The following is a 22,702-nucleotide window of genomic DNA, read 5'->3' on the forward strand; positions in this document are numbered from 1 at the left end:
CCTCCGCCTAACGCCCACAAGAACAGCTCTGCCAAAGAGGACGGCATTGCAGTGTCATGAAGCGGTGCGTTGACTCTGCGGGGAGCAGCGTGAGAGTTTGGTTCATGTTCTTGTGGGAGAGTCGTTATGCGTTGTCTTTTTGGTGTTGTTATTGTCCTTCTCAGCCTTGCGACTCCGGCGCTTTCACAGGACCCATTGCCCGAAAAGCGGTTGATCAACACGCGAAATGTCGACTTTTATGGGGCTGATTTACAATCCATTTTCGACACCACCCTTGAAAGCTGTGAGCGCACCTGCCTCAACGATGCCCAGTGCAAAGCATTCACGTTCAACGCCCGCTCCGGCGCCTGTTTTCCAAAATCCACGATCTCAGAGCGCAAAGCCTATGACGGCGCCATTTCCGGTGAGGTGATTACAATACCGACAGCCACGCGCGATCTGGCGCGGTCCTTGTCCAACGATCTCAAGTTTCTGACAGCATCCGATTTTGAGGCGGCACGTCGGCAAACTCAGAGCCTTGGGGCGACGACCTTGGCCGGGAGTTGGTCGGTCGAAGAGATGCTCGACGCCTATTTTGCGCGGCTTGATGCGGGTGACACGGTCACAGCCCTCGATTGGCTGGGAGGGGCAGTGGCACGCACTGATGATCCCGACCTGTGGCAGGTCTATGCCGCCCGCATGATACACCTTGGCGAAGAGAAGAACCGCAAAAACAACACCCTCCGTGAGGCGATGATGCCAACGGCGATCAATGCCTATCTGCGCCAAACCGACGGAGCCAAACGCACTGAAGCACTTGTGACATTGGCGCGCGCGCTGGATGTCCTGGACCGGGGTCAAGATCAACTTCCGCCCCTGCGTTTGGCGCAAAGCCTCGCTCCGAGCGCAGAAGGTGCCCGCCTTTTGGAGCGTGCCGAACGCCTCTATGGGTTTCAAATCACAGATCACACAGTGGACAGCGACATTGCGCTGCCTCAGATTTGTGTGGCTTTCAATCGAGATTTGGTCCGCACCGGCGTTGACTATGGCACATATGTCGGTCTGGAGGACGCGACGCTTGCGGTGACGGCGGAGGATCGGTCGCTCTGCATCGAAGGCGTTGAACATGGTGCCCGCTATGCCCTGACCTTTCGCAAAGGCTTGCCCTCAGAGAGCGGCGAAAAATTGGCGCGTGATGTGACGCTCGATGTCTATATCCGCGATCGTGCACCAGAGATCAGTTTCCCCGGTCGCACCTATGTTTTGCCGCGCACACCGGATGCCGGTCTGCCGGTGGAAACCGTGAACGTGGACCAGTTGGACCTACGCCTGCGCCGGATCAGTGATCGCAACCTTGTTGCCGCTATCCGCGAAGATTATTTTGGTCGCCCACTGGCCTATTATGAAGAACGCTATTTCTCTCGCGACTACGCCGAAGATGTCTGGTCCGGGCAGGGCGAGGTTCAGAACACACTTAACAAAACCATGCTCACGCGCCTGCCGCTTGCGGGGCCTCTGGCCGATTTGGATCCCGGCATCTATGTGCTGAGTGCAGATTTACCGGATGCTGACCCCTATGATGGCACCGGCGCAACCCAGTGGTTTGTGGTGTCTGATCTCGGCCTGACAAGTCTCAGCGGCACAGAGGGGTTGCATGTCTATGTCCGTAGCTTGGGGAATGCCACCCCGCGCGATGGTGTCGCGGTCGATCTGATTTCTCGCTCCAACCGCGTGCTTGGCGCGGCGATCACAGATCAAGACGGACATGCGATGTTTGACGCCGGGCTGACGCGTGGCACGGATGGAACCGCACCCGCCATGCTCATCGCCCGTGCCAACACGGGTACGGATGCCGAGGATATGGTGTTCCTATCACTGACTGATCCGGCCTTTGACCTGTCTGATCGCGGTGTTGAGGGGATGCCCCCTGCCCCACCGATTGACGTGTTTCTGGCCACAGATCGCGACGCCTATCGCCCCGGAGAAACCGTTCATGTGAGCGCTTTGATGCGCGACACAGAGGTCAAATCCATCTCGGATTTACCGCTCACGGCGATCCTGACCCGACCCGATGGGGTCGAGTATAGCCGTACACTGTCCAAAGCGGCCCGCGCGGGCGGACATGTGTTTGACCTGCCTTTGGGCACGACGGTGTCGCGTGGCACATGGCGGCTGGACCTGCGTTCCGATCTTGAGGCCCCGGCGCTGGCCTCCACCTCGCTTTTGGTCGAGGATTTCCTGCCCGAGCGCATTGATTTCGACCTCAGCTTGCCCGATGGCCCTATCCGCGCCGGAGACACGCCGCCACTGACGGTCGACGCCCGCTATCTCTTTGGGGCACCCGGCGCGGACCTGTCGGTCGAGGGCACTGTGCGCCTGGCAAGAGCAAACGGGCTGGAGGAATGGCCGGGATTTCTCTTTGGTCTTTATGACGACGCCGCCAGCCCGGTGACCCGCAGCTTTGGCGATGGTCTCAAAACCGATGCTCAGGGCAGAGCCGTCGTGCCACTTGAGCTTCCCAACGGCGCAGAGATGACGGACCCTTTGATGGCCACCATCACCACGCGCGTCGCCGAAGGGTCAGGACGCCCCGTTGAGCGCCGCCTCACCCATCCGCTTGCGCTCTCTGGACCGGTGATCGGCATTCGCCCCGGATTTGATGGGCTTGTGGGTGAAGGCGATGAGGCTCGCTTTGCGGTGATCGGCCTCGATACGGAAGCGACCGCGACACCCATGCCGCTGCGGTGGACGGTGAACCGTCTCGAACGCCATTACAGATGGTATCAGATCGACGGCTCATGGGATTGGGACGTCAGCACCACACGCAAAGCGGTTGCCTCTGGTGATCTGATGACCGGCGCTGATCCCGTCACCCTGTCGGCGCCTGTCGACTGGGGCGAATATGAGCTTGTTGTGGAGCAGGTGGGTGGGATCTATGCGGCGTCTTCCTATGCGTTTTCGGCGGGCTGGTATGTGCCCGCAGGCGCGGACAGCCCTGACACCTTAGAAATGTCGCTCGACCGAGACAGCTACACCCCCGGCGACACCGCAAAGTTGCGGCTTATGTCACGCTACGATGGCACGGCTTTGATCGCGGTGATGTCGAACCACGTGATCGCCACGCAATCCGTGACGGTGCGTGAGGGCGAAAACATGATCCCGGTGCCTGTGACCAAAGCGTGGGGCACAGGGGCTTACGTGACCGTACAAGCGATCCGGCCAATGGATGTGTCTGGCGGTTTGAATCCGGCGCGCGCCCTTGGGCTGGTCTATGCCGCAATCGACCCCGGCGCGCGGGCCTTGTCCGTCTCGATCGAGGCCTCTGACACCGTCGATCCCCGCGGACCGCTGCCGACCGTGGTCCATGTCGAGGGCACGGAAGGCACCGCCTATGTCACCCTCGCGGCGGTCGATCTTGGGGTGCTCAACCTCACCGGTTTTGACAGCCCCGATCCTATTGCGCATTACTTTGGCCAGCGCCGACTTGGCGTCGAAATCCGCGATCTCTATGGCCGCCTCATCGACGGCATGAACGGCGCAGCGGGGCAAATCCGCTCTGGGGGCGATGCCTCCGGCGGGATGCAACGCGAAGCGCCACCACCGACCGAAGACCTCGTCGCCTATTTCAGTGGCCCTGTCGAAATAGGTGCCGATGGCACCGCGCAGATCTCTTTTGACATGCCTTCATTCAACGGCACCGTGCGGCTGATGGCCGTGGCATGGAGCGACACCGGCGTTGGTGCCGCAGAGCGTGACGTTTTGGTCCGTGATCCGGTGGTGGTCACCGCAAGTTTGCCGCCGTTTCTCGCCCCCGGCGACACCGCGCAAATGCTTTTGGAATTTGTGCACACAGAAGGCCCAGCTGGAGACATGGCTTTGGCCGTATCCGCTCCGGGGCTGACCCTTGGCGCTGGCATTCCCGAAACACTCACCCTCAACGAGCAGAGCAAACTGTCCTTGCGCGTTCCGGTCTCTGCCACCGTGCCGGGCGACTATGAAATGACCGTGTCCCTGACCACCCCCGCTGGCAAGGTTTTGACCAAAGACCTGCGTGTTCCGGTGCGGGTGAATGATCCGCAGATTTCCGAAACCCGCCGCTTTGCGTTGCAATCGGGCCGCAGCTTTACCCTGAACCAAGACGTCTTTACCGCCTTCCGTCCCGGCACAGGATCAGCTCTGATCACCGCTGGGCCTCTGGCTCGGTTTGATGTGCCGGGGCTGCTGCGGGGCTTGGATTTATATCCTTATGGCTGCACCGAACAACTCACCAGCCGCGCCCTCCCTCTTTTGTATTTTGATGAGGTCGCGCACTCTATGGGTATGGCCAAAGAGGCGGATCTTGATGTGCGTCTTGCGGAGGCCGTGCGTCGGATTTTGACCCGACAAGACAGCAATGGCGCCTTTGGTCTCTGGCAGCCAGGCAATGGCGATTTCTGGCTGGATGCCTATGTCAGTGATTTCCTGTCACGAGCCCGTGCACAGGGCGTGGAGGTGCCGGACGTCGCCTTTCGCGCCGCGATGGACAACCTGCGCAATCAAATCTCCTACGCCTCTGATTTTGAGGTCGATAGAAATGGCGGCGGCGTGGCTTTGGCCTATGCTTTGATGGTGTTGGCACGCGAAGGCGCGGCACGGGTCGGGGATCTGCGCTATTATGCGGATGAAAAATCCACAGATTTCGCCACCCCGCTTGCCCAAGCACAACTGGGCGCGGCACTGGCCTATTACGGCGATCAACCACGTGCAGACCGTCTCTTTGCCCGTGCGGCATCTACGGTCTCGCAACAGGCCACGCGCCCCGAGCCCGCCGTGTGGCGCGATGACTACGGCAGCACCCTGCGCGATGCCGCCGGGATCATCAGTCTCGCAGCAGAAGCGGGCAGCGCAGCGGTGGACCTCAATGCCCTTGTCCGGCTGATATCCAACCCAGAGCGAGGGCGTTCAACACAGGAAATGACATGGAGCCTTTTGGCCGCGCATGATGTGCTGTCTGATCCAAATACCGCTGGGCTTTCGGTCGATGGTGCAAATGTGAACGGTGCCTTTGTGCGCTTGCTTGAGGACCAGACAGAGATGAGTCCCATCACACTCACCAACACAGCAAGCACGGACACCGATCTGACGTTGACCACCTTTGGTGTGCCCTCTGGTCCGGTGCAGGCATCGGGCTATGGCTTTGCCATCACACGCACCTATTATACCCCTGAGGGGGTACCCGTAAGCGGCGCTGTGCCACAGGGTACGCGTCTTGTCGTGGTGCTCGACATCGCCCCATCAGAGGCCCAAGGTGGGCGGCTGATGATCGACGATCCACTGCCTGCCGGGCTTGAAATCGACAACCCGCATCTGATTTCGTCGGGAGATATGTCGGATATGGAGTGGCTTGAAACGGCTTATGTCGAGCATGCCGAATTCCGCTCCGATCGGTTCTTGGCCCAAGTGAACCGTACCGATGCCAAGCGGTTCCAATTGGCCTATGTTGTGCGCGCCATCACCCCCGGCACGTATCATCAACCGGCGGCTTCCGTCGAGGATATGTACCGACCGCAATACATGGCGCACACCGCCTCCGGTCGGTTCATCGTGACCGAATGAGGATGGCCGAATGACACAGACAGCATGAAAGCCCAATTGAAAACGCGAGGGCATGCGCGCTGGATTTTCTTTCTCGCGGTGGGTTTTTATGCTGGGGCGATTTTCGGCGATGCGGGCCGCAACTGGGTGGCTCGTACCGAACTGCCCTCCTTAAACCCCGCGACCTCTGCGGAAATGCTGGCAGCCGATGGCACGCTTTTACGGGCCTTTACCGTTGAGAACGGGCGCTGGCGTTTGGCCGTCGATGCCGCGCATGTTGATCCGCGCGTGATTGCCATGCTCATTTCCTATGAGGACAAACGGTTTTACACCCACGCGGGTGTCGACCCTCTCGCGCTAATGCGCGCTGTCAGCCAAGCTTTGCGTCATGGCCGCATTGTCTCCGGCGGCTCAACCCTGACCATGCAGGTCGCACGGCTGTTGGAAAACAGTGGCACAGGGACATGGTCGGGAAAACTGCGTCAAATCCGAGTTGCTCTGGCCTTAGAGCAGCGGCTGAGCAAAGACGAAATCCTCAATCTCTACATGACTTTGGCACCCTATGGCGGCAACATCGAGGGGTTGAGGGCCGCCGCGCGAATGTGGTTTGACAAAGAACCCACGCGCCTGACGCCTGCGGAAGCGGCGCTGCTTGTCGTTTTGCCACAGGCACCAGAACGGCGTCGCCCGGATCGCCACCCAGACACCGCCCTTGCCGCCCGCCAGGCCGCACTTGCCCGGTTCGTAGAGGCCGGCCTTCTCACAGCCGAGGATGCGCGCACGGCCATGACCGAAGCCCTACCGCAGACACGCCACGACTTTCCGGCACTGGCCCCGCATCTGACCGCCCGGTTACACCGCGACGCGCCAGAGCGAGCGATGACACGGCTGACCATCGCGGCCAAGCTTCAGTCCGATCTGGAACGGTTGGCGACACAATCTCTGATCGGACGCGATCGGCAAAGTTCGGTGGCGATCATGGTTGCCGACTATCACACAGGCGCGGTTCTGGCCTCTGTTGGCTCGGGCGGCTGGGACCGCCCCGCTGGCTTTGTCGATATGACCCGCGCGTTGCGCTCACCCGGCTCGACCCTCAAACCATTGATCTATGCGCTGGCCTTTGATCAGGGTTTGGCCCATCCAGAGACCTTGATCGCCGATCGGCCTACGGCCTTTGGTCGCTATGCGCCGCAGAATTTCGATGGAACCTATCGCGGCGAGGTCCGGGTCGCGGAAGCGTTACGCCTATCTTTAAACATTCCCGCCGTGACGCTGACAGACGCCCTTGGCCCGGCCCGCCTCATTGCCGCCATGCGCCAGTGCGGCGCAGAAACGGCCTTGCCCAATGGTGAGGCTCCGGGGTTGGCGGTGGCGCTTGGCGGCGTTGGCATGACGCTTGAAGGGCTTATGGAGATTTACGGGACTTTGGCACGAGGTGGCCGGGCATTGCCTCTGACCTATTTGGCCGATCAAAGCCCCGAACCGGGCCGCGACGTGGTCAGCCAATCCAGTGCGTGGCAGGTGGGCCATATCCTTGCGGGTCTGTTGCCGCCCGGCGGTGAGCCTCCCGGACGCATTGCCTATAAGACAGGTACATCCTATGGCAATCGCGACACTTGGGCGCTTGGCTTTGACGGACGATATGTTGTCGGCGTGTGGTTGGGGCGGCCAGATGGGACACCTGTGCCGGGCGCCTTTGGGGCCAGTGTCGCCGCTCCGTTGGTGTTTGAAGTGTTTCAACGCATTGCCCCAGACACCGTCCCTTTGCCACCCCCGCCTCCTGAGGTGCTTTTGGTCGAAAATGCCGCTCTGCCACCGCCTTTGCAACGGTTTCGTGGGCGTGGCGCACTGTTCGCGCCTGAGGCGGATGCGCCCAAGCTGACCTTTCCGCCCAATGGGGCCATGCTTTTGCTGGATGGTCAGCCTGTGACGTTGCGCTTGCGCGATGGGGTGCCACCCTTTGCCATCCTCCTCGACGGCCAGCCCGTTGTAACGGGTGCGCGCCGGCGGGAACTGTCGCTGCCCTCACCGGGTCCGGGATTTGCGACCCTCTCCGTGATTGATGCCCAAGGCCGATCCGATCGCGTCCAGATCGGGTTTACAGCCCTGCCTTAGCGAGGACATGAGTGCGAAGAAAATGATACCGTTCGACATCAAATTGGCGCGTTTAGACACTTGGTTTTGCGTCTCCGAATTTGGCTCACTGAGCCTATTGATCCCGGACCAGAAGCGCCGAGAGGGTAAATCCGGGGGAATGCATATCGACATAGCCATGCATAAACTCGAAATAGTAAAACATTACAGCAAGGTCTCAAGCTCTGCACCAGTCGGGATCCGCCACCCGTCTCCGGCATTGGCTGCGTCGTCGTAAGCCGCGTTCAGATCCAGTCCTTCAGGTTCGCCGATACAACGGCTTTCATTTGCAGCCCATTCCATGCCGATGGCGCATCTTTGCCAGACAAGGCCCGACGTTTGGTCGGTCACGAATGCTCCACTTGCGACAAGATCATCATTTGCCTCTATGATGCACGCTGCTGATATTGGACGAGTGCAGAGGGTGAGGAGCAATCCCGCGAGGACGAATGAACGTTGCATGGTGAATCCTGAATGGCTAAAAAACGGCCTTTGAACCGGCAGATACCGCGCCTTTTTTTGAAATGTAAGTGCACAGCCCCCCCCCTCAGTTTTACGAACAGATGTGGATGGCAGTTCGGTTGCGGAAAGGGATGTGCTCGGACCAATGGCACGCAAAAGCCCAAAAGCCGTGACACTTCAAAGACTGCGACCAAACGCGAACCTGTATATATTGAAACACCAAATCCTTTTCTAAAGCGAGAATGTTGACAACCCCGGCGCGGTTATCTGGGGCGGCAGCCTCATGGCACCGCAATGCTGCGCTCCAGCGCCTCCAGAAAGCCCTCAGCGCTATACCCTGCAACGCGCCAGATCGTTTGTTCAAAGCCCTACACTGAGGCCTCTGCGATCAACGCATTCTTGGAGGTGAAGTGATTATAGAACCCGCCATGCGTCAGCCCAGCGCGCTCCATCACTTCGGCGACGCCAACCCCACCGAACCCGCGCTCGCGAAACAGCTCCGAGGTAGCCACGACGATCCTGCCCTACAAGATGCCACTGATCCTCGGCCATGACTTGGCCGGGGTGGTCGAGGCCGTCGGCGTGTCAACGGCGGAGTAAAAACCTACCAAAGGGCGGCGCAAAAGTAGACCACTTGCGCGAAATCGGCCGCTGCCTCAGGTTTGGTATACTGATTCATATCTACTCTTCACCGCTATCTGATGCACTTTGTTCGGCAGTATGCCGCGCAGAGCCATGACCAAGATATTAGAGCGGACCCTCGAGCCTCGTGTAGGATATGACGGCTTCGTCTGTTGTGCTGCCGATCGCAACTGATTGGATTATGCAGCTGCAACGAACCCACGCGTCCCTGAAGCCTTCAAGGCTATGCAACAAGTCGAGCTTTCACAGCTAACGGCAGCACTCATGGTGCATGACCCTGAGCGGTAGGGACAGTTGTGCAAAGCGTTTGCAAATTTGAATCGGCTTTTGGTTCAGAACGCTTCAGCTTGAGCTTGAAGCGACAATCCCAATGTCGAAAACACCAAATTCCTATCATTAAGAGACAAACTTAGTGTCGTCTTACAATGGAAGGAGTGGTGAGCCGGTCGGGATCCGAACCCGAGACCTACTGATTAAAAGTCAGTTGCTCTACCAACTGAGCTACCGGCCCACTCTCTTTGCCTCTCGGCTGTGCCGGGGGAACTACAGTTGCAGCGCGGGGGCGTCAAGCAGAAATCAGAGATTTTCTTGGAAAAGGTTCGAACAAGGTTTATATGCCCGCACATGCAACATGAGCACCCCCCTTCCCGCCTCCCCTTTTTGAAAATGCACGGGCTTGGCAATGACTTCGTGATCTTTGATTCTCGGGGCCGCACTGCTGTGGTCACACCAGAGCTTGCGCGCGCCATTGGCGACCGCAACCGAGGCGTGGGATTTGACCAGTTGGCAGAGATCAGATCGTCAGACACGGCGGATATTGATCTCGACTTCTGGAATTCGGACGGCTCGCGCGCGGGTGCCTGCGGCAATGCCACGCGCTGTGTCGGGCGGTTGATTTTGGATGAAACCGGCAAAGACGAGGTGACGATTCGCACCGAACGCGGGATTTTGATTGCCCAGCGTGCGGGCGATGAGGTGTCAGTCAACATGGGGCATCCGCAATTGATGTGGGATGAGGTGCCACTATCTCGCCCTGTGGATGTGGAGCATCTGCCACTCAATGGCGATCCTGTTGCTGTTGGTATGGGCAACCCCCATGCGGTGTTCTTTGTAAAGAGTGCCGAGGAAACCGATGTCGCCGGATGGGGCCGCAAGGTCGAATTCGACCCGCTGTTCCCGCAACGCACCAATGTGGAATTTGCCGAAATACGCGCGCGTGATGAGATCAGGATGCGGGTCTGGGAGCGCGGCACGGGAATCACGCTGGCCTGTGGGTCGGGTGCCTGTGCCACGGCTGTTGCCGCCAACCTGCGTGGTCTCACCGATAAAAAGGTGCGGATGGAGGTCGATGGTGGCTGGCTGACGCTCGATTGGCGTAAGGATGGCGTTTGGATGACCGGACCGACACAATTGGTGTTCAAAGCAGAATTTGATGCCTCCTTTCTGGAGCGCATCTGATGTCCACCAGCCCACCGATCTTTGCGACACTCGGCTGTCGCCTTAATGCCTATGAAACCGAAGCGATGAAAGACCTTGCCGCCAAGGCCGGGGTTGAAAACGCCGTGGTGGTCAACACCTGTGCCGTGACCGCAGAAGCCGTGCGCAAAGCCCGGCAAGAGATCCGCAAACTCAGACGCGACAATCCCGAGGCCAAAATCATCGTCACGGGCTGTGCCGCCCAGACTGAGCCAGAGACCTTTACCAAAATGGCCGAGGTCGATTTGGTCATCGGCAACACGGAAAAGATGCAACCTGAAACCTGGTCCCGCATGGGCCCGGATTTCATCGGCCAAACGGAACGCGTTCAGGTCGATGACATCATGTCGGTGACGGAAACCGCCGGACATTTGATTGACGGGTTCGGCACCCGCTCGCGCGCTTATGTTCAGGTGCAAAATGGCTGCGATCACCGCTGCACCTTTTGCATCATCCCCTATGGCCGCGGCAATTCCCGCTCTGTGCCCGCAGGCGTCGTGGTCGATCAGATCAAGCGGCTGGTGGACAAAGGCTACAATGAGGTCGTGCTGACCGGGGTCGATCTAACCTCTTGGGGGCGGATTTGCCTGCGAAACCGCACTTGGGCGATCTGGTGATGCGGATTTTAAAATTGGTGCCGGATCTCCCACGCCTGCGGATCAGTTCGATTGATTCGATCGAAGCCGATGACATGTTGATGCAAGCGATCGCGACAGAACCGCGTTTGATGCCGCATTTGCACCTGTCGCTTCAGCATGGCGATGACCTGATCCTCAAACGTATGGCCCGCCGTCATTTACGCGACGATGCGATCCGGTTTTGCGAAGAGGCCCGCAAACTGCGCCCGGATATGACCTTTGGCGCCGATATTATCGCCGGGTTTCCAACCGAATCTGACGCGCATTTTGAGAATTCGCTGAATCTGGTACACGAATGCGACCTCACTTGGCTGCATGTCTTTCCCTATTCCAAACGCGAAGGCACGCCCGCCGCAAAGATTCCCAATCAGGTGAATGGCACTGTCATCAAAGCCCGCGCTGCACGGTTGCGGGAGGCCGGAGATGTTCAAGTGCAACGCCACCTTGAGGCGCAGGTTGGGCGAGAGCACATCATTCTCATGGAAAACCCGCACATGGGGCGGACCGAACAATTCACCGAAGTCACCTTCGACACGCCGCAGACCGAAGGCGCGATTGTCAGAGCCAAAATACTGGGCCTCAAAGGCACGCAACTCTTAGCCTAGGGACATGCGAACATGAGGCCGATCCTGTACTCCTTTCGCCGCTGCCCCTATGCGATGCGCGCACGTTTGGCGATTTTAAGTGCCGGAATTGAGGTCGAACTGCGCGAGATCCTGTTGCGCGACAAGCCGCAAGAGATGTTGGCCGCCTCGCCCAAAGGCACCGTGCCCGTATTGATCGTTGGCGATCAAGTGATTGACGAAAGCCGCGACATTATGGACTGGGCCTTGGCACAAAATGACCCTGAGGGGCTTTTGGATATGCCGCCGCAGGCTCAGGATTGGATCGCAGCGGTCGAAGGCCCGTTCAAATCCGCTTTGGATCGTTACAAATACGCCACCCGCTATGCGGGCGCTGACCCGATGGCAGAACGCGACACAGCGGCACAGATTTTGCAGCGCATAGAGGCACAACTCCAAAACACCCCATGGCTCTACGGAGACCAGCCGAGCTTTGCTGATCTGGCGACGATCACCTTCGTGCGGCAATACGCAAATGTAGATCGCGCCTGGTTCGATGTGCAGGACTGGCCGGGGGTGCGCGGATGGCTTGAACGTTTTCTGTCCTCGGATCGCTTTGCGGCCATCATGGTGAAGTCTCCCAAATGGGAAACCTTAGCGATTCCGGTGGTTTTTCCTTAAGTTAGGGCATTTTCAGTTTCGTTAGCGGTCACAGATCGCGCGAAACCCAAAATGTCGTTCCCCTTACGCCACACCGCGACAGATCGCGCGTCCCTGCGCCCCATTGTATGCTGGACGTGAGCGCATCGCCTCGCTAAAAGCGGCCCGGAAGGGCTGCATCGAATTGCGGCCTCTCATGCATTCGCCGGACGGACCCGGCTTGAGACAATGGAGATTTGCTCGTGTCCCATGTAGAAGAACACGAAGGCACCCGCCGCGATTTCCTGTACTACGCCACTGGTGGCGCAGGTGCAGTCGCCGCAGGCGCCGCCGTCTGGCCGCTGGTCAATCAAATGAACCCCTCTGCTGACGTTCAGGCGCTGTCGTCGATCCGCGTTGACATCAGCGGCGTCGACGTCGGCACACAGTTGACCGTCAAATGGCGCGGCAAGCCGGTGTTTATCCGCCGCCGCACCCAAGAGGAAATCGACATGGGCCGCGCAGTTGAACTGAGCGATCTTGTTGATCCCAACGCCGAAAACGCCAACATCGCGGCTGACGCAACAGCCGCTGACCAAAACCGTACGCTCGATGAAGCGGGCGAATGGTTGGTGATGATGGGCGTATGTACCCACCTTGGCTGTGTGCCTCTGGGTGATGGCGCTGGTGACTTTGGTGGTTGGTTCTGCCCCTGTCACGGGTCGCATTATGACACCGCTGGTCGTATCCGCAAAGGACCGGCGCCGCGCAACCTGCCCGTTCCAGTCGCTGCCTTTGATGGCGACACTGAAATCGTTCTGGGCTGAGGGAGGAACTTATGTCTGGTATTCCGCACGACCATTATGAGCCCAAGACGGGCTTCACCAAGGCGGTCGAGTCCCGCCTTCCGATCATCGGCCTGATCCATGGCACCTTGATGATCCCGACCCCGAAAAACCTGAACTGGATGTGGATCTGGGGCATTGTGCTCGCGTTCTGCCTCGGGCTTCAAATCGTCACCGGCATTGTTTTGGTGATGCACTACACGCCGCAGGTCGATTTGGCCTTTGCCTCCGTCGAACACATCATGCGTGACGTGAACGGCGGGCATATGCTGCGCTACTTGCACGCCAACGGCGCGTCGTTGTTCTTCTTTGCCGTGTACCTCCACATTTTCCGCGGTCTCTACTACGGGTCTTACAAAGCCCCGCGCGAGATCACCTGGATCATCGGCATGATCATCTACCTCTTGATGATGGCCACCGGCTTTATGGGCTACGTTTTGCCTTGGGGTCAGATGTCGTTCTGGGGTGCTACCGTGATCACCGGCCTGTTTGGCGCGATCCCCTTTGTGGGCGAACCGATCCAAACTTGGCTCTTGGGTGGGCCGGCTGTGGACAACGCCACGCTGAACCGCTTCTTTTCGCTGCACTATTTGCTGCCCTTCGTGATTGCTGGCCTTGTGATCGTTCACATCTGGGCCTTCCACACCACCGGCAACAACAACCCAACGGGTGTTGAAGTGCGCCGGACTTCCAAAGCCGAAGCCAAGAAAGACACCCTGCCTTTCTGGCCGTATTTCGTGATCAAAGACCTCTTCGCGCTCGGCGTGGTTTTGGTCGTGTTCTTCGCGATTGTTGGCTTTATGCCAAACTTCCTCGGCCACCCCGACAACTACCTCGAAGCAAACCCGCTTTCGACACCTGCGCATATTGTGCCGGAATGGTACTTCTTGCCGTTCTACGCCATCCTGCGTGCCTTCACTGCGGATGTTTGGGCTGTGCAAGCGGTCTCCTTCATCACCGGCGGCATCGTTGATGCGAAATTCTTCGGCGTCTTGGCCATGTTCGGCGCGATCATCGCCATGGCGCTTGTGCCTTGGCTCGACACATCGTCGGTGCGTTCGGGCAAATACCGCCCGATGTTCAAATGGTGGTTTGCGCTGTTGGCCGTCGATTTCGTTGTGCTGATGTGGGTGGGCGCCATGCCGACCGATGGGATTTACCCGTATATCTCGCTGATCGGTGCAACCTATTGGTTCGGATACTTCTTTGTTATCCTCCCACTTTTGGGTGTGATCGAAAAACCGCTGCCGACCCCGGCCACGATCGAAGAAGACTTTGCCGCCCACTACCCGGGCGCGGCCGAGTGAGAAAGGAAACAGGGACTATGATGAAGAAACTTACCCTCTCCGCCCTCACCGCGCTGGCTTTGTCCACCGGTGGGGCCATGGCCTCCGAAGGCGGACACGTCCATGATGTGGATTTCTCCTTCGAAGGGCCGTTCGGTAAATTTGACCAGATGCAGCTTCAACGCGGTCTGCAAGTTTACACCGAGGTCTGTTCGGCGTGCCACGGCATGAAATTCGTGCCGATCCGCACACTTGGCGACAAAGGTGGGCCGGAGCTTCCCGAAGATCAGGTCCGCGCTTATGCGGCTCAGTTCCCGGTGAACGACGAAGCCTCCAACATGCAGCTTTTCGACTACAACGAAGGCGCTGCACGTCCGTTGACTGCGAACGATCACTTCCCGGCCAACCACTCGATGAACGCACCCGACCTGTCCTTGATGGCCAAAGCACGTGCAGGCTTTCACGGTCCTTACGGCACGGGCATCAACCAATTCCTCAAAGGCATCGGTGGCCCGGAGCACATCGTCTCCATCCTGACCGGCTACACCGGTGAGGAAAAGGTCGAAGCAGGCACCACCTATTACGAGAACACCGCGTTCTCGACCGGTTGGATCGCCATGGCTCCGCCGCTGTACGGGGAAGACGTCGAATATGCTGACGGTCACTCCAATGAGCTGCACCATGAGGCCGAAGACGTGGCTGCCTTCTTGATGTGGGCCGCCGAGCCGAAGATGATGGCACGCAAGCGGGCTGGCTTTATGGCCGTGACCTTCTTGATCCTGCTGACCTCTTTGCTCTACCTGACCAACAAAAAACTCTGGGCACCGCATAAGGGCAAAAAGACATCGCTCTAATTGAGCCAGGAGTTCGAAATGAGAAAGCGCCCCAATTTGGGGCGCTTTTTTCATGTGCCAATGTAGTCCAAAAGGCCCTGTGGCGGCTCAGACATCATCTCCGTCCAAGGTCGCGGCGGATGACAGAGACCCTCCTCAACCCAAATCACCAAATCGGCGAAACGGTCCACATCAGATACATCATGGGTGACCATCAACATCGTCGCCTCTAAGCGCGCGGAGACCTCTTTCGCCAGATCAATCATCTCATGGCGCATCGCCGGACCAAGCGCCGAAAACGGCTCATCCAACAGGATCAACGGCTTTTGCTGCACAAGGACGCGCGCCAAAGCCACGCGACTTTGCTGTCCACCCGAAAGTGCGCCGGGACGCCGAGCTTCTAAACCCTCAAGCCCCACCGCTCGCAGAGCCTCTGAGACAGTGTCCTTGTCTGACTTCGACAATCTTAAGTTTGGTTTCAGCCCAAGACCAACATTCTGCGCCGCGGTCATATGGGCAAAAAGCGTGTTGTCCTGAAACAGATGAGAAATCGGACGTTCAAAAGGTGCCGATCGACCAAAGGGTTTGCCCTGCCAAAGAATGTCACCGTCATCAGAGGCTTCAAATCCCCCGATAAGCGACAAAAGCGTCGACTTCCCCGCGCCTGACGCACCAATCACCGCCACCCGCGCGCCTTTTGGCACTTGAAAATCAGCGGTGAGGGTAAAATCGCCCTGCGTTAGGCGCAGATTGCGGAACTCAAGCACGGCGTCTCCCCCAAAGATCGAAGATGTAAAACAGAGCCAAACTCAGCCCAAGAAGCAGTAACGCCGCCCCCATCGCCTGATCCATTCGATAAGATCCCATCAAGCGGTAGATTTGCAGCGGCAGCGTTGCGGAGTCAGGGCGCGCAAAAAGGGCGATCACGCCCAGATCGCCCATCGACAGCGCCGCAGCAAGCCCAGCGGAAAAGCCCACAGGCCCGCGCAACCGAGGCCACAGCACAAGCCGCACACGGGTCCATCCCGTCAGCCCAAGACTGTCGGACAAGCGCCCATAGTTCCGCTCGGTCGCAGCCAAAGCGGGCCCAATTGCGCGCAAGATAAACGGTAAAGACATCACCGCATTGACCAGCCCAGTGATGAACAAAGCCCAATCCGCCGGATCAGCCACAGCAAAAAGCACAATGTAAAGCCCTGTGCCCATGACCAGTGGCGAGGCTGCGATGGCCGTCATGCCAACGCCTTCCAACCACCGCCAGCGCAGTGCCGAGAGACTAAGAGACAGGGACAAGATGATCGCCAATGCGGCCGACCCAAGAGCGGTCACAAGGGAACGCAGGGCCGCGGACCAAACGGAGCTGGGCAAATCAAACAGCCCATGCGCGCCGCGCAGGACGATAGCCAGAAGCGGCAGGAGCAAAAAGAGACTGACCATCACGATCCAAAACAGATCCAAACCCCGTGCGCTCAACATGTGAACATCGAACCGCTGCACAGGGCGATCCAAACCAGCGCCACCCACCTGAGGCACGCGAAATTTGAGCGATACGAAGGCAGCCACAGCACAGATCACCACTTGGATCAGGGCCAAAAGCGAGGCTTTTCCAAGATTGAAATCATAGCGAAACGCCTCGTAAATCGCGAGTTCAACGGTGGTGGCTTTTGGCCCCCCGCCAAAGGTCAGAGCGACGGCAAACGAGGTGGTGCAAATCAGAAAAATAACCGCAAACGCGCCGGGCACAATCTCTTTCAACATCGGTCCTTCGATGTGGCGAAAGATGTCGCGCGGGGCGAAATTCAGCGACGCCGCAAGGCGGAACCTCTCGGACGGGATTGCGCCCCAACCCTGAAGCAACAACCGCGTTGCAAGCGGCAGATTAAAGAACACATGCGCAAGGATCACACCGTGGAACCCGTAGATCGAAATAGGCCCTAATCCAGCCCAATTGAGCGCGATCGAGACAAATCCTGTTTTGCCAAACACCGCTGTCAATCCGAGAATGGCCACGATTGTCGGCAAGATGAATGGCGCGCCCAAAAGGGTGATCAAAAGACGACGCCCATAAAAATCACGCCGCGCCAAACCACGTGCGACGGGGATCGCCAAAACCACAGACAGGCCCGCAGAGATCAGTGCCTGAACAACGGTGAACCGCACTGCCATCCAGTCAAATTTAGACAGTGTTGAAAAGCTCTCGGCCCGAAGCGCGACAACGCCCAGAGTGCCAAGGCTCAAGGCCGCGACCAAAGCCGCCGCGATGAGCCCCGGCCAAAGCCTTATTGCGAAAACGCGGTGCGCCATTCGGCAATCGCCTCGTCCCGCAACGCATCCGCTTCGTCTTCATTCAGGAAAATGGCCTTTTCCGGGTAGTTCAATTCAGAAAACGCTTCAGGCCATTGATCACGTGGCAAAGCGGCGGGATAGGACCAGTTCGCCGTCGGAATAATGTTTTGGAACGTCGGCGAGAGAATAAAAGCCATGAACTCGTCCGCCAGTTCCGGCTGATCGGTGCCTTTCAGTTTCGCGGCGAGTTCGACCATGAAATAGTGGCCTTCATCAAACAGTGCGGCGGACTTGGTGTTATCTTCTTCGGCGATGATGTGGTAGGCGGGCGAGGTCGTGTAGGACAGCACCATGTCCACCTCGCCATCAGTGAACAGGCCATAGGCCTCGGACCACCCCTTGGTCACTGTCGTGACTTTCGGTGCCAATTTTGCCCATGCCGCCTCGGCGTCGTCCCCGAATACCTCTTTGCCCCACAACACCAGAGCCAACCCCGAGATCGACGTGCGCGGGTCTTGGATTGCGATAGACCAGTCCTCGTCAGAATTCACCAACTCATGGAAAGACGCTGGCGGATTTTTGATTTTGGTGTTGTCGTAGATAAAAGCTGTGTAGCTCCAGTTGAATGGCAAGAACGTGTCGTCCGTCCACTCAAGTGGCAGGGTCAAAGGTGACAGATCCAGCCCATGCGGCGCGAACAGACCGGTTTCGCGGGCTTTCTTAGTCACATCGGAATTGAAGCCTATGGCCACATCCGCCTTGGTCCGCTCACCTTCCAACAGAATACGAGGCAGCAAATCACCTGTGACATATTCAATCTCACAGTCACATTCGGCCTCAAACGCCGCTTTGATCGCCGGACCCGGCCCCCACTCAGAGGCAAAATAGTCGGGCGCGTAGATTGTCAAAGGGTCTGCAGTGGCCGCAGTGGCCGCAACAAGCGCTGCAAAAGTCAGTCCATATTTCATGGCTCGCTCCATTCAAAAATGGGCGAAGAAAAAGGCGGCGAATGTCGATCGCTGATACCTTCCCTCCGCCGGTGTTAGCCGGTTCAGGTTCAACGGGTCCGCTTTCGCATCTCAGCCGTGTTGCACACGAGCACCCCGAGGTGTCGGTCACGCTATTGCCCCTTTGCAGGAAGTTCAAGCCCCTCCCACATGTCACGAGAGACAGGTTGGTTCATGTTTGTGGGCCAACAGAGCCAATTCTGCTTTGGCGGCTTTATCAATGTGACGATGACACCAGACGATGCGATTGATGTGCGTCACAGAGTGATTTCCCTTGATTGCTCAAAGATGTGACATCGGGTAAAGCAGGGGAAACCCTGAGGAGCACCCGATGAGCATGAACACATTCGGACATCTGTTTCGTTTCACAACATGGGGCGAAAGCCACGGTCCGGCGCTTGGCGCGACGGTGGATGGCTGTCCTCCGGGCATTGCCATCAATGAAGAGATGCTTCAGGTCTGGCTTGATAAGCGCAAGCCAGGGACATCGAAATACACCACTCAGCGGCGCGAACCGGACCAAGTGGAAATCCTGTCTGGCGTGTTTGAAGGCAAGACCACCGGTACGCCGATCCAATTGATGATCCGCAACACCGATCAGCGCTCGAAAGATTATGGCGAGATCGCGCAAGCCTTTCGCCCCGGTCATGCCGATATCACCTATTTCCAAAAATACGGCATCCGCGATTATCGCGGCGGTGGTCGCTCCAGTGCGCGCGAAACGGCGGCGCGTGTGGCCGCTGGCGGTATTGCACGCGCGGTTTTGGCCGAATTGGTGCCGGGCCTTGAGATCAAAGGCTACATGACCCAGATCGGCCCGCATGGGATCGAAGGCACGCGTGACATGTCGGAGATCGACAACAACCCGTTTTGGGTGCCCTCCGCCAAAACCGCTGAAAACTGGGCCGCCTATCTCGATGGCGTACGCAAAAGCGGGTCCTCGATTGGGGCTATTATCGAGGTGGTCGCAAAAGGCGCGCCAGCCGGTCTTGGCGCACCGATTTACGCCAAATTAGACACGGATTTGGCCGCAGCGATGATGTCGATCAATGCTGTGAAAGGTGTTGAAATTGGCGAAGGTATGAATGCTGCTTGTCTGTCTGGTGAAGAGAACGCCGATGAGATGCGGATGGGGCCAAATGGGCCCGAATTTGGGTCTAATCACGCAGGTGGTATTCTTGGCGGGATTTCCACCGGACAAGACCTTGTTGTGCGGTTTGCGGTGAAACCCACATCCTCGATCCTCACCTCACGCAAAACGATCAATCAGGCGGGCGAAGACACCGACCTGATCACAAAGGGGCGTCATGACCCCTGTGTCGGTATTCGCGCTGTGCCTGTGGGCGAGGCAATGATGGCCTGCGTGATTTTGGATCACCTTCTGCTGCATCGTGGTCAAGTTGGTGAAGGTTTGCGCGGCACGTTTGGGGCCAAATAAGACCCCCATCAGGCCTTCGACATCTGGACGGCAAAAATGCCCGCCATGATGGTCACAACACCGTAAATATCCCATTGGGTGACATGTTCCCCCAACAACAGCGCCGCGATCGCGACGCCAAAAAACGGGTTGAGAAAGTGGAATGCTGCGGATTTGACCGTGCCGATCCGCTCGACCAGTTTGAACCAAATCCAAGTGGCCATGAGTCCCGGCACGAAGGTTGTATAGAGCATCGCCCAAACCAATTTGGCGGACATCGTGAGCTCATATGTGTCTATCGCCGGGGACAATACAGCAAGTACTGTCGAGCCGATCAGGCTTTGCACGCCAACCACCATCAAAACATTGCCGCCCGCATTCGTAGACCGCAAGGTCAGGGTCGCAACAGCAAGCGCGACAGTGCCAACAACGCACATGACAATCCCCGCAAGATTACTGCCAGTCGACAAGCGCGTGCCCATGATGATCAAGACCCCAATGAAGCCCAACACGAGGCCAAAGATCGCCATAGGTTTAGGTGTTTCGCGCAGGATTAGAGTTGAAAGCAAAGCCACAACAAGCGGCATGGAGGAGGCAAGAACCGCAGCAAGGGAGGCTTCAACATTCCGCATCGCCAAAAAATACAGACCGAGATAGGCCACGTTTTGGCACAGGCCAAAGACGATAATGCTCTTCCATTGTGAGCGGGTAAAAGTCCACGATTGGCCAAGCAGTTTGGCCAACGCCACCCCCACCACACCGGACAGGAGAAATCGCACAGACAGAGCGCCAAGCGCGGGCGCATCCGCAACGATGATCCGCGCCGACGTGAAGGCCGAGGACCACATTAGCACGAAGGCCACGCCCATTACGATCGCTCTGATATCCATATTCATAGCCCTAAACGAAAAGGGCCGCGGCAATGCGCGACCCCTCCCAGAAATAACTCAATCAACCGATTAGCCGTTTACGCTGTCTTTCAACGCTTTGGCGATGGTCATTTTCACAACCTTGTCGGCGTCTTTCGGCATCTGCTCACCCGTTTGCGGGTTGCGCACCATACGTGCAGGGCGTTCACGGCAATAAATTTTGCCAACACCCGGAAGAGTCACGGCGCCACCGGCGGACACTTCTTTGGTGATGAGTGCGGTGATTGCATCAAGCGCAACCCCTGCGGATTTTTTGTCTGCGCCCATCTCTTCGGCGAGAGCAGCAACGAGTTGGGTCTTGGTCATTGGTTTCGACATGTCTGTATCTCCTCGTAGTCCCCCATGCAGTAGGGGGTTATTGCGCATTTCTAAGCGAATATTGAGGGGCCGTACAACGCCTAGTGTAACAGTGCGGTCTGTTTTCGCGCATTTTGGGTGAAAAAACCTCCCTTAAAGGAAAGCCGTCTCCTCAAAAGACCGCAATTTGCGGCTGTGGATGCGCTCAATCGGCATGTCGCGGAGAATTTCCATCGACCGAATGCCGATCAAAAGATGCCTCGCAACCTGTGATTTGTAGAAATCAGAGGCCATGCCGGGCAGCTTTAACTCACCATGAAGCGGCTTATCAGACACGCAAAGCAGCGTGCCATAGGGGACTCGAAACCGAAACCCGTTGGCGGCAATGGTGGCAGATTCCATATCAAGCGCGATGGCCCGGGATTGGCTGAGCCTTTGAACCGGACCAGATTGATCACGTAATTCCCAATTGCGGTTGTCAATCGTCGCCACGGTGCCAGTGCGCATGATCCGTTTTAACTCATAGCCTTCCAATTCGGTCACCTCTTCGACGGCCGTTTCCAAAGAGGTCTGAATTTCCGCCAAGGCCGGGATCGGCACCCAGACCGGCAGGTCCGCATCCAGCACATGATCCTCGCGCAGATAAGCATGGGCCAAAACGAAATCGCCAAGCCGTTGAGAATTGCGAAGACCGGCGCAATGCCCAACCATGATCCAAGCATGGGGCCGCAGCACCGCGATATGATCGGTTGCGGTTTTGGCATTTGACGGCCCCACCCCGATGTTCACCAATGTGATCCCGGACCCATCCGCACGCTTCAAATGATAGGTCGGCATTTGCGGCGTTTTGGTCGTGGGCGGAATCTCCGTCTTGGCGTCAAAAATCTCAACATTCCCGGTTGAGACAAAGCTCATATAGCCACTGTTCGGATCGGCCAGAACCTGACGCGCATAGGCTTCGAACTCCGAGACGTAGAATTGGTAGTTGGTGAACAACACATGGTTCTGAAAATGGCTCGCGTCCGTCGCAGTGTAATGGGACAGGCGGGCGAGCGAGTAATCAATCCGCTGCGCCGTAAAGGGCGCAAGCGCGGCGGAGCCATCCTCATGCAGAAAGCCAAACCCGTTGACGATATCATCGTGGGTCGTGGTCAAATCCGGCACATCAAACACATCGCGCAGCGGATAGGACATGACGCCTTCTTGCGGGATGGTCACAGATTCGTCATTCGCCACAGCAAAATGCACCGGCATCGGCGTGTCAGAGATGCCAATTTCGACACTCACGCCATGATTGCGCACGATCTGTTTGATCTGTTGCGTCAGGTAATTGCGAAACAAATCCGGGCGCGTGATCGTTGTGGAATAGATGCCGGGCTTGGCGACATGCCCAAACGACAAGCGGCTGTCCATTGCGGCATAGGAGGTCGTGACAACACGGATTTCGGGATAAAAGGCCCGGTAGCGCGCTGTGGGTGCCTGCCCGCTGGCCACTTGGGAAAACTTTTCTGCCAAAAACGATGTGGCTTCGAAATACAACTCTTCGAGGAACGCGACCGCTGCCGCTGGATCGGTAAAATTGCGCGGCTCGCTCAACGGTGGCATCTCAAGGGCGAGGCTTTTGCTTGTCGTATTCACTCTTATATCCTCTTGCGGTAAGACGGAACCTCAGTCGTTTGGGGTCCGTTTCGGCGAA

Annotated in this window: 16 protein-coding genes, 1 tRNA gene, 1 pseudogene and 1 riboswitch; of the genes and pseudogenes, 9 read left to right on the forward strand and 9 right to left on the reverse strand. The window is 57.8% G+C overall.

Annotation, left to right across the window (positions count from 1 at the left end):
* Positions 1–126: 126 nt before the first annotated feature.
* Both DA792_RS16220 and pbpC read left to right on the forward strand, forming a co-directional pair.
* On the forward strand, positions 127–5,574 hold the full coding sequence (locus DA792_RS16220) for an alpha-2-macroglobulin family protein (protein ID WP_107721110.1): 5,448 nt from the start codon (positions 127–129) through the stop codon (positions 5,572–5,574).
* A 24-nt stretch (positions 5,575–5,598) separates the two neighbouring features.
* Positions 5,599–7,668, forward strand: a complete 2,070-nt coding sequence (gene pbpC, locus DA792_RS16225; RefSeq protein ID WP_107721113.1) for a penicillin-binding protein 1C — start codon at positions 5,599–5,601, stop codon at positions 7,666–7,668.
* 183 nt (positions 7,669–7,851) lie between these two features.
* Here pbpC and DA792_RS22295 read toward each other — a convergent pair whose 3' ends face one another.
* From DA792_RS22295 to DA792_RS16240, 3 genes are all read right to left on the reverse strand, one after another.
* A complete protein-coding gene (locus DA792_RS22295; protein ID WP_159075299.1) occupies positions 7,852–8,037 on the reverse strand; it encodes a hypothetical protein in 186 nt (61 codons plus the stop codon).
* 479 nt (positions 8,038–8,516) lie between these two features.
* Positions 8,517–8,660 (reverse strand): TetR/AcrR family transcriptional regulator, encoded by a 144-nt coding sequence (locus tag DA792_RS16235; RefSeq protein ID WP_254679290.1) that lies wholly within the window; start codon positions 8,658–8,660, stop codon positions 8,517–8,519.
* Positions 8,661–9,225: 565 nt separating this feature from the next.
* A tRNA-Lys gene (locus tag DA792_RS16240) sits at positions 9,226–9,301 on the reverse strand.
* 113 nt (positions 9,302–9,414) lie between these two features.
* Between DA792_RS16240 and dapF the strand changes: the two genes are divergently transcribed.
* The 6 genes and pseudogenes from dapF to DA792_RS16270 all read left to right on the forward strand — a co-directional run bounded on the left by dapF (position 9,415) and on the right by DA792_RS16270 (position 15,091).
* A complete protein-coding gene (gene dapF, locus DA792_RS16245) occupies positions 9,415–10,248 on the forward strand; it encodes a diaminopimelate epimerase (RefSeq protein WP_107721117.1) in 834 nt (277 codons plus the stop codon).
* Positions 10,248–11,509, forward strand: a pseudogene (mtaB, locus tag DA792_RS16250) (tRNA (N(6)-L-threonylcarbamoyladenosine(37)-C(2))-methylthiotransferase MtaB). Before dapF ends, mtaB begins: the two are co-directional and overlap by 1 nt.
* A 12-nt stretch (positions 11,510–11,521) precedes the next feature.
* A complete protein-coding gene (locus tag DA792_RS16255) occupies positions 11,522–12,148 on the forward strand; it encodes a glutathione S-transferase (protein WP_107721118.1) in 627 nt (208 codons plus the stop codon).
* A gap of 221 nt (positions 12,149–12,369) precedes the next feature.
* Positions 12,370–12,933, forward strand: a complete 564-nt coding sequence (gene petA / locus DA792_RS16260) for a ubiquinol-cytochrome c reductase iron-sulfur subunit (RefSeq protein ID WP_107721120.1) — start codon at positions 12,370–12,372, stop codon at positions 12,931–12,933.
* 11 nt (positions 12,934–12,944) lie between these two features.
* The gene (petB, locus tag DA792_RS16265; RefSeq protein WP_107721122.1) at positions 12,945–14,258 is read left to right on the forward strand and encodes a cytochrome b; all 1,314 of its coding nucleotides are present in this window, start codon (positions 12,945–12,947) and stop codon (positions 14,256–14,258) included.
* 17 nt (positions 14,259–14,275) lie between these two features.
* Positions 14,276–15,091 carry a cytochrome c1 gene (locus tag DA792_RS16270; protein WP_107721123.1) on the forward strand — a complete coding sequence of 272 codons (816 nt, stop codon included), beginning with the start codon at positions 14,276–14,278 and terminating at the stop codon, positions 15,089–15,091.
* 50 nt (positions 15,092–15,141) lie between these two features.
* Here DA792_RS16270 and DA792_RS16275 read toward each other — a convergent pair whose 3' ends face one another.
* From DA792_RS16275 to thiB, 3 genes are read right to left on the reverse strand one after another with little or no spacing between them, the layout of a single operon-like run.
* The gene (locus DA792_RS16275; protein WP_107721124.1) at positions 15,142–15,837 is read right to left on the reverse strand and encodes a thiamine ABC transporter ATP-binding protein; all 696 of its coding nucleotides are present in this window, start codon (positions 15,835–15,837) and stop codon (positions 15,142–15,144) included.
* Positions 15,830–17,374, reverse strand: a complete 1,545-nt coding sequence (locus tag DA792_RS16280) for a thiamine/thiamine pyrophosphate ABC transporter permease ThiP (protein WP_107721127.1) — start codon at positions 17,372–17,374, stop codon at positions 15,830–15,832. Before DA792_RS16280 ends, DA792_RS16275 begins: the two co-directional genes overlap by 8 nt.
* Positions 17,350–18,324: a thiamine ABC transporter substrate binding subunit gene (gene thiB / locus DA792_RS16285; RefSeq protein WP_107721129.1), complete on the reverse strand. Its 975-nt coding sequence runs from the start codon at positions 18,322–18,324 to the stop codon at positions 17,350–17,352. The genes DA792_RS16280 and thiB overlap by 25 nt, the downstream gene beginning before the upstream one ends.
* Before the next feature lie 43 nt (positions 18,325–18,367).
* Positions 18,368–18,472: riboswitch (TPP riboswitch) on the reverse strand.
* A gap of 222 nt (positions 18,473–18,694) precedes the next feature.
* Here thiB and aroC point away from each other — a divergent pair.
* Positions 18,695–19,801, forward strand: a complete 1,107-nt coding sequence (gene aroC, locus DA792_RS16290; protein WP_107721131.1) for a chorismate synthase — start codon at positions 18,695–18,697, stop codon at positions 19,799–19,801.
* Between the two features lie 8 nt (positions 19,802–19,809).
* Here the strand turns inward: aroC and DA792_RS16295 are convergent, their stop codons facing one another.
* From DA792_RS16295 to DA792_RS16305, 3 genes are all read right to left on the reverse strand, one after another.
* Complete coding sequence (locus DA792_RS16295) at positions 19,810–20,670, reverse strand: DMT family transporter (RefSeq protein ID WP_199908082.1); 861 nt, start codon at positions 20,668–20,670, stop codon at positions 19,810–19,812.
* A 69-nt stretch (positions 20,671–20,739) separates the two neighbouring features.
* Positions 20,740–21,027, reverse strand: a complete 288-nt coding sequence (locus DA792_RS16300; RefSeq protein ID WP_107721134.1) for an HU family DNA-binding protein — start codon at positions 21,025–21,027, stop codon at positions 20,740–20,742.
* A 132-nt stretch (positions 21,028–21,159) separates the two neighbouring features.
* Positions 21,160–22,611 carry an AMP nucleosidase gene (locus DA792_RS16305; RefSeq protein WP_107722740.1) on the reverse strand — a complete coding sequence of 484 codons (1,452 nt, stop codon included), beginning with the start codon at positions 22,609–22,611 and terminating at the stop codon, positions 21,160–21,162.
* Positions 22,612–22,702 lie beyond the last annotated feature (91 nt).

Origin of the sequence: Celeribacter baekdonensis (assembly GCF_003047105.1) — a bacterium.
GTDB classification, from domain to species: domain Bacteria; phylum Pseudomonadota; class Alphaproteobacteria; order Rhodobacterales; family Rhodobacteraceae; genus Celeribacter; species Celeribacter baekdonensis_B.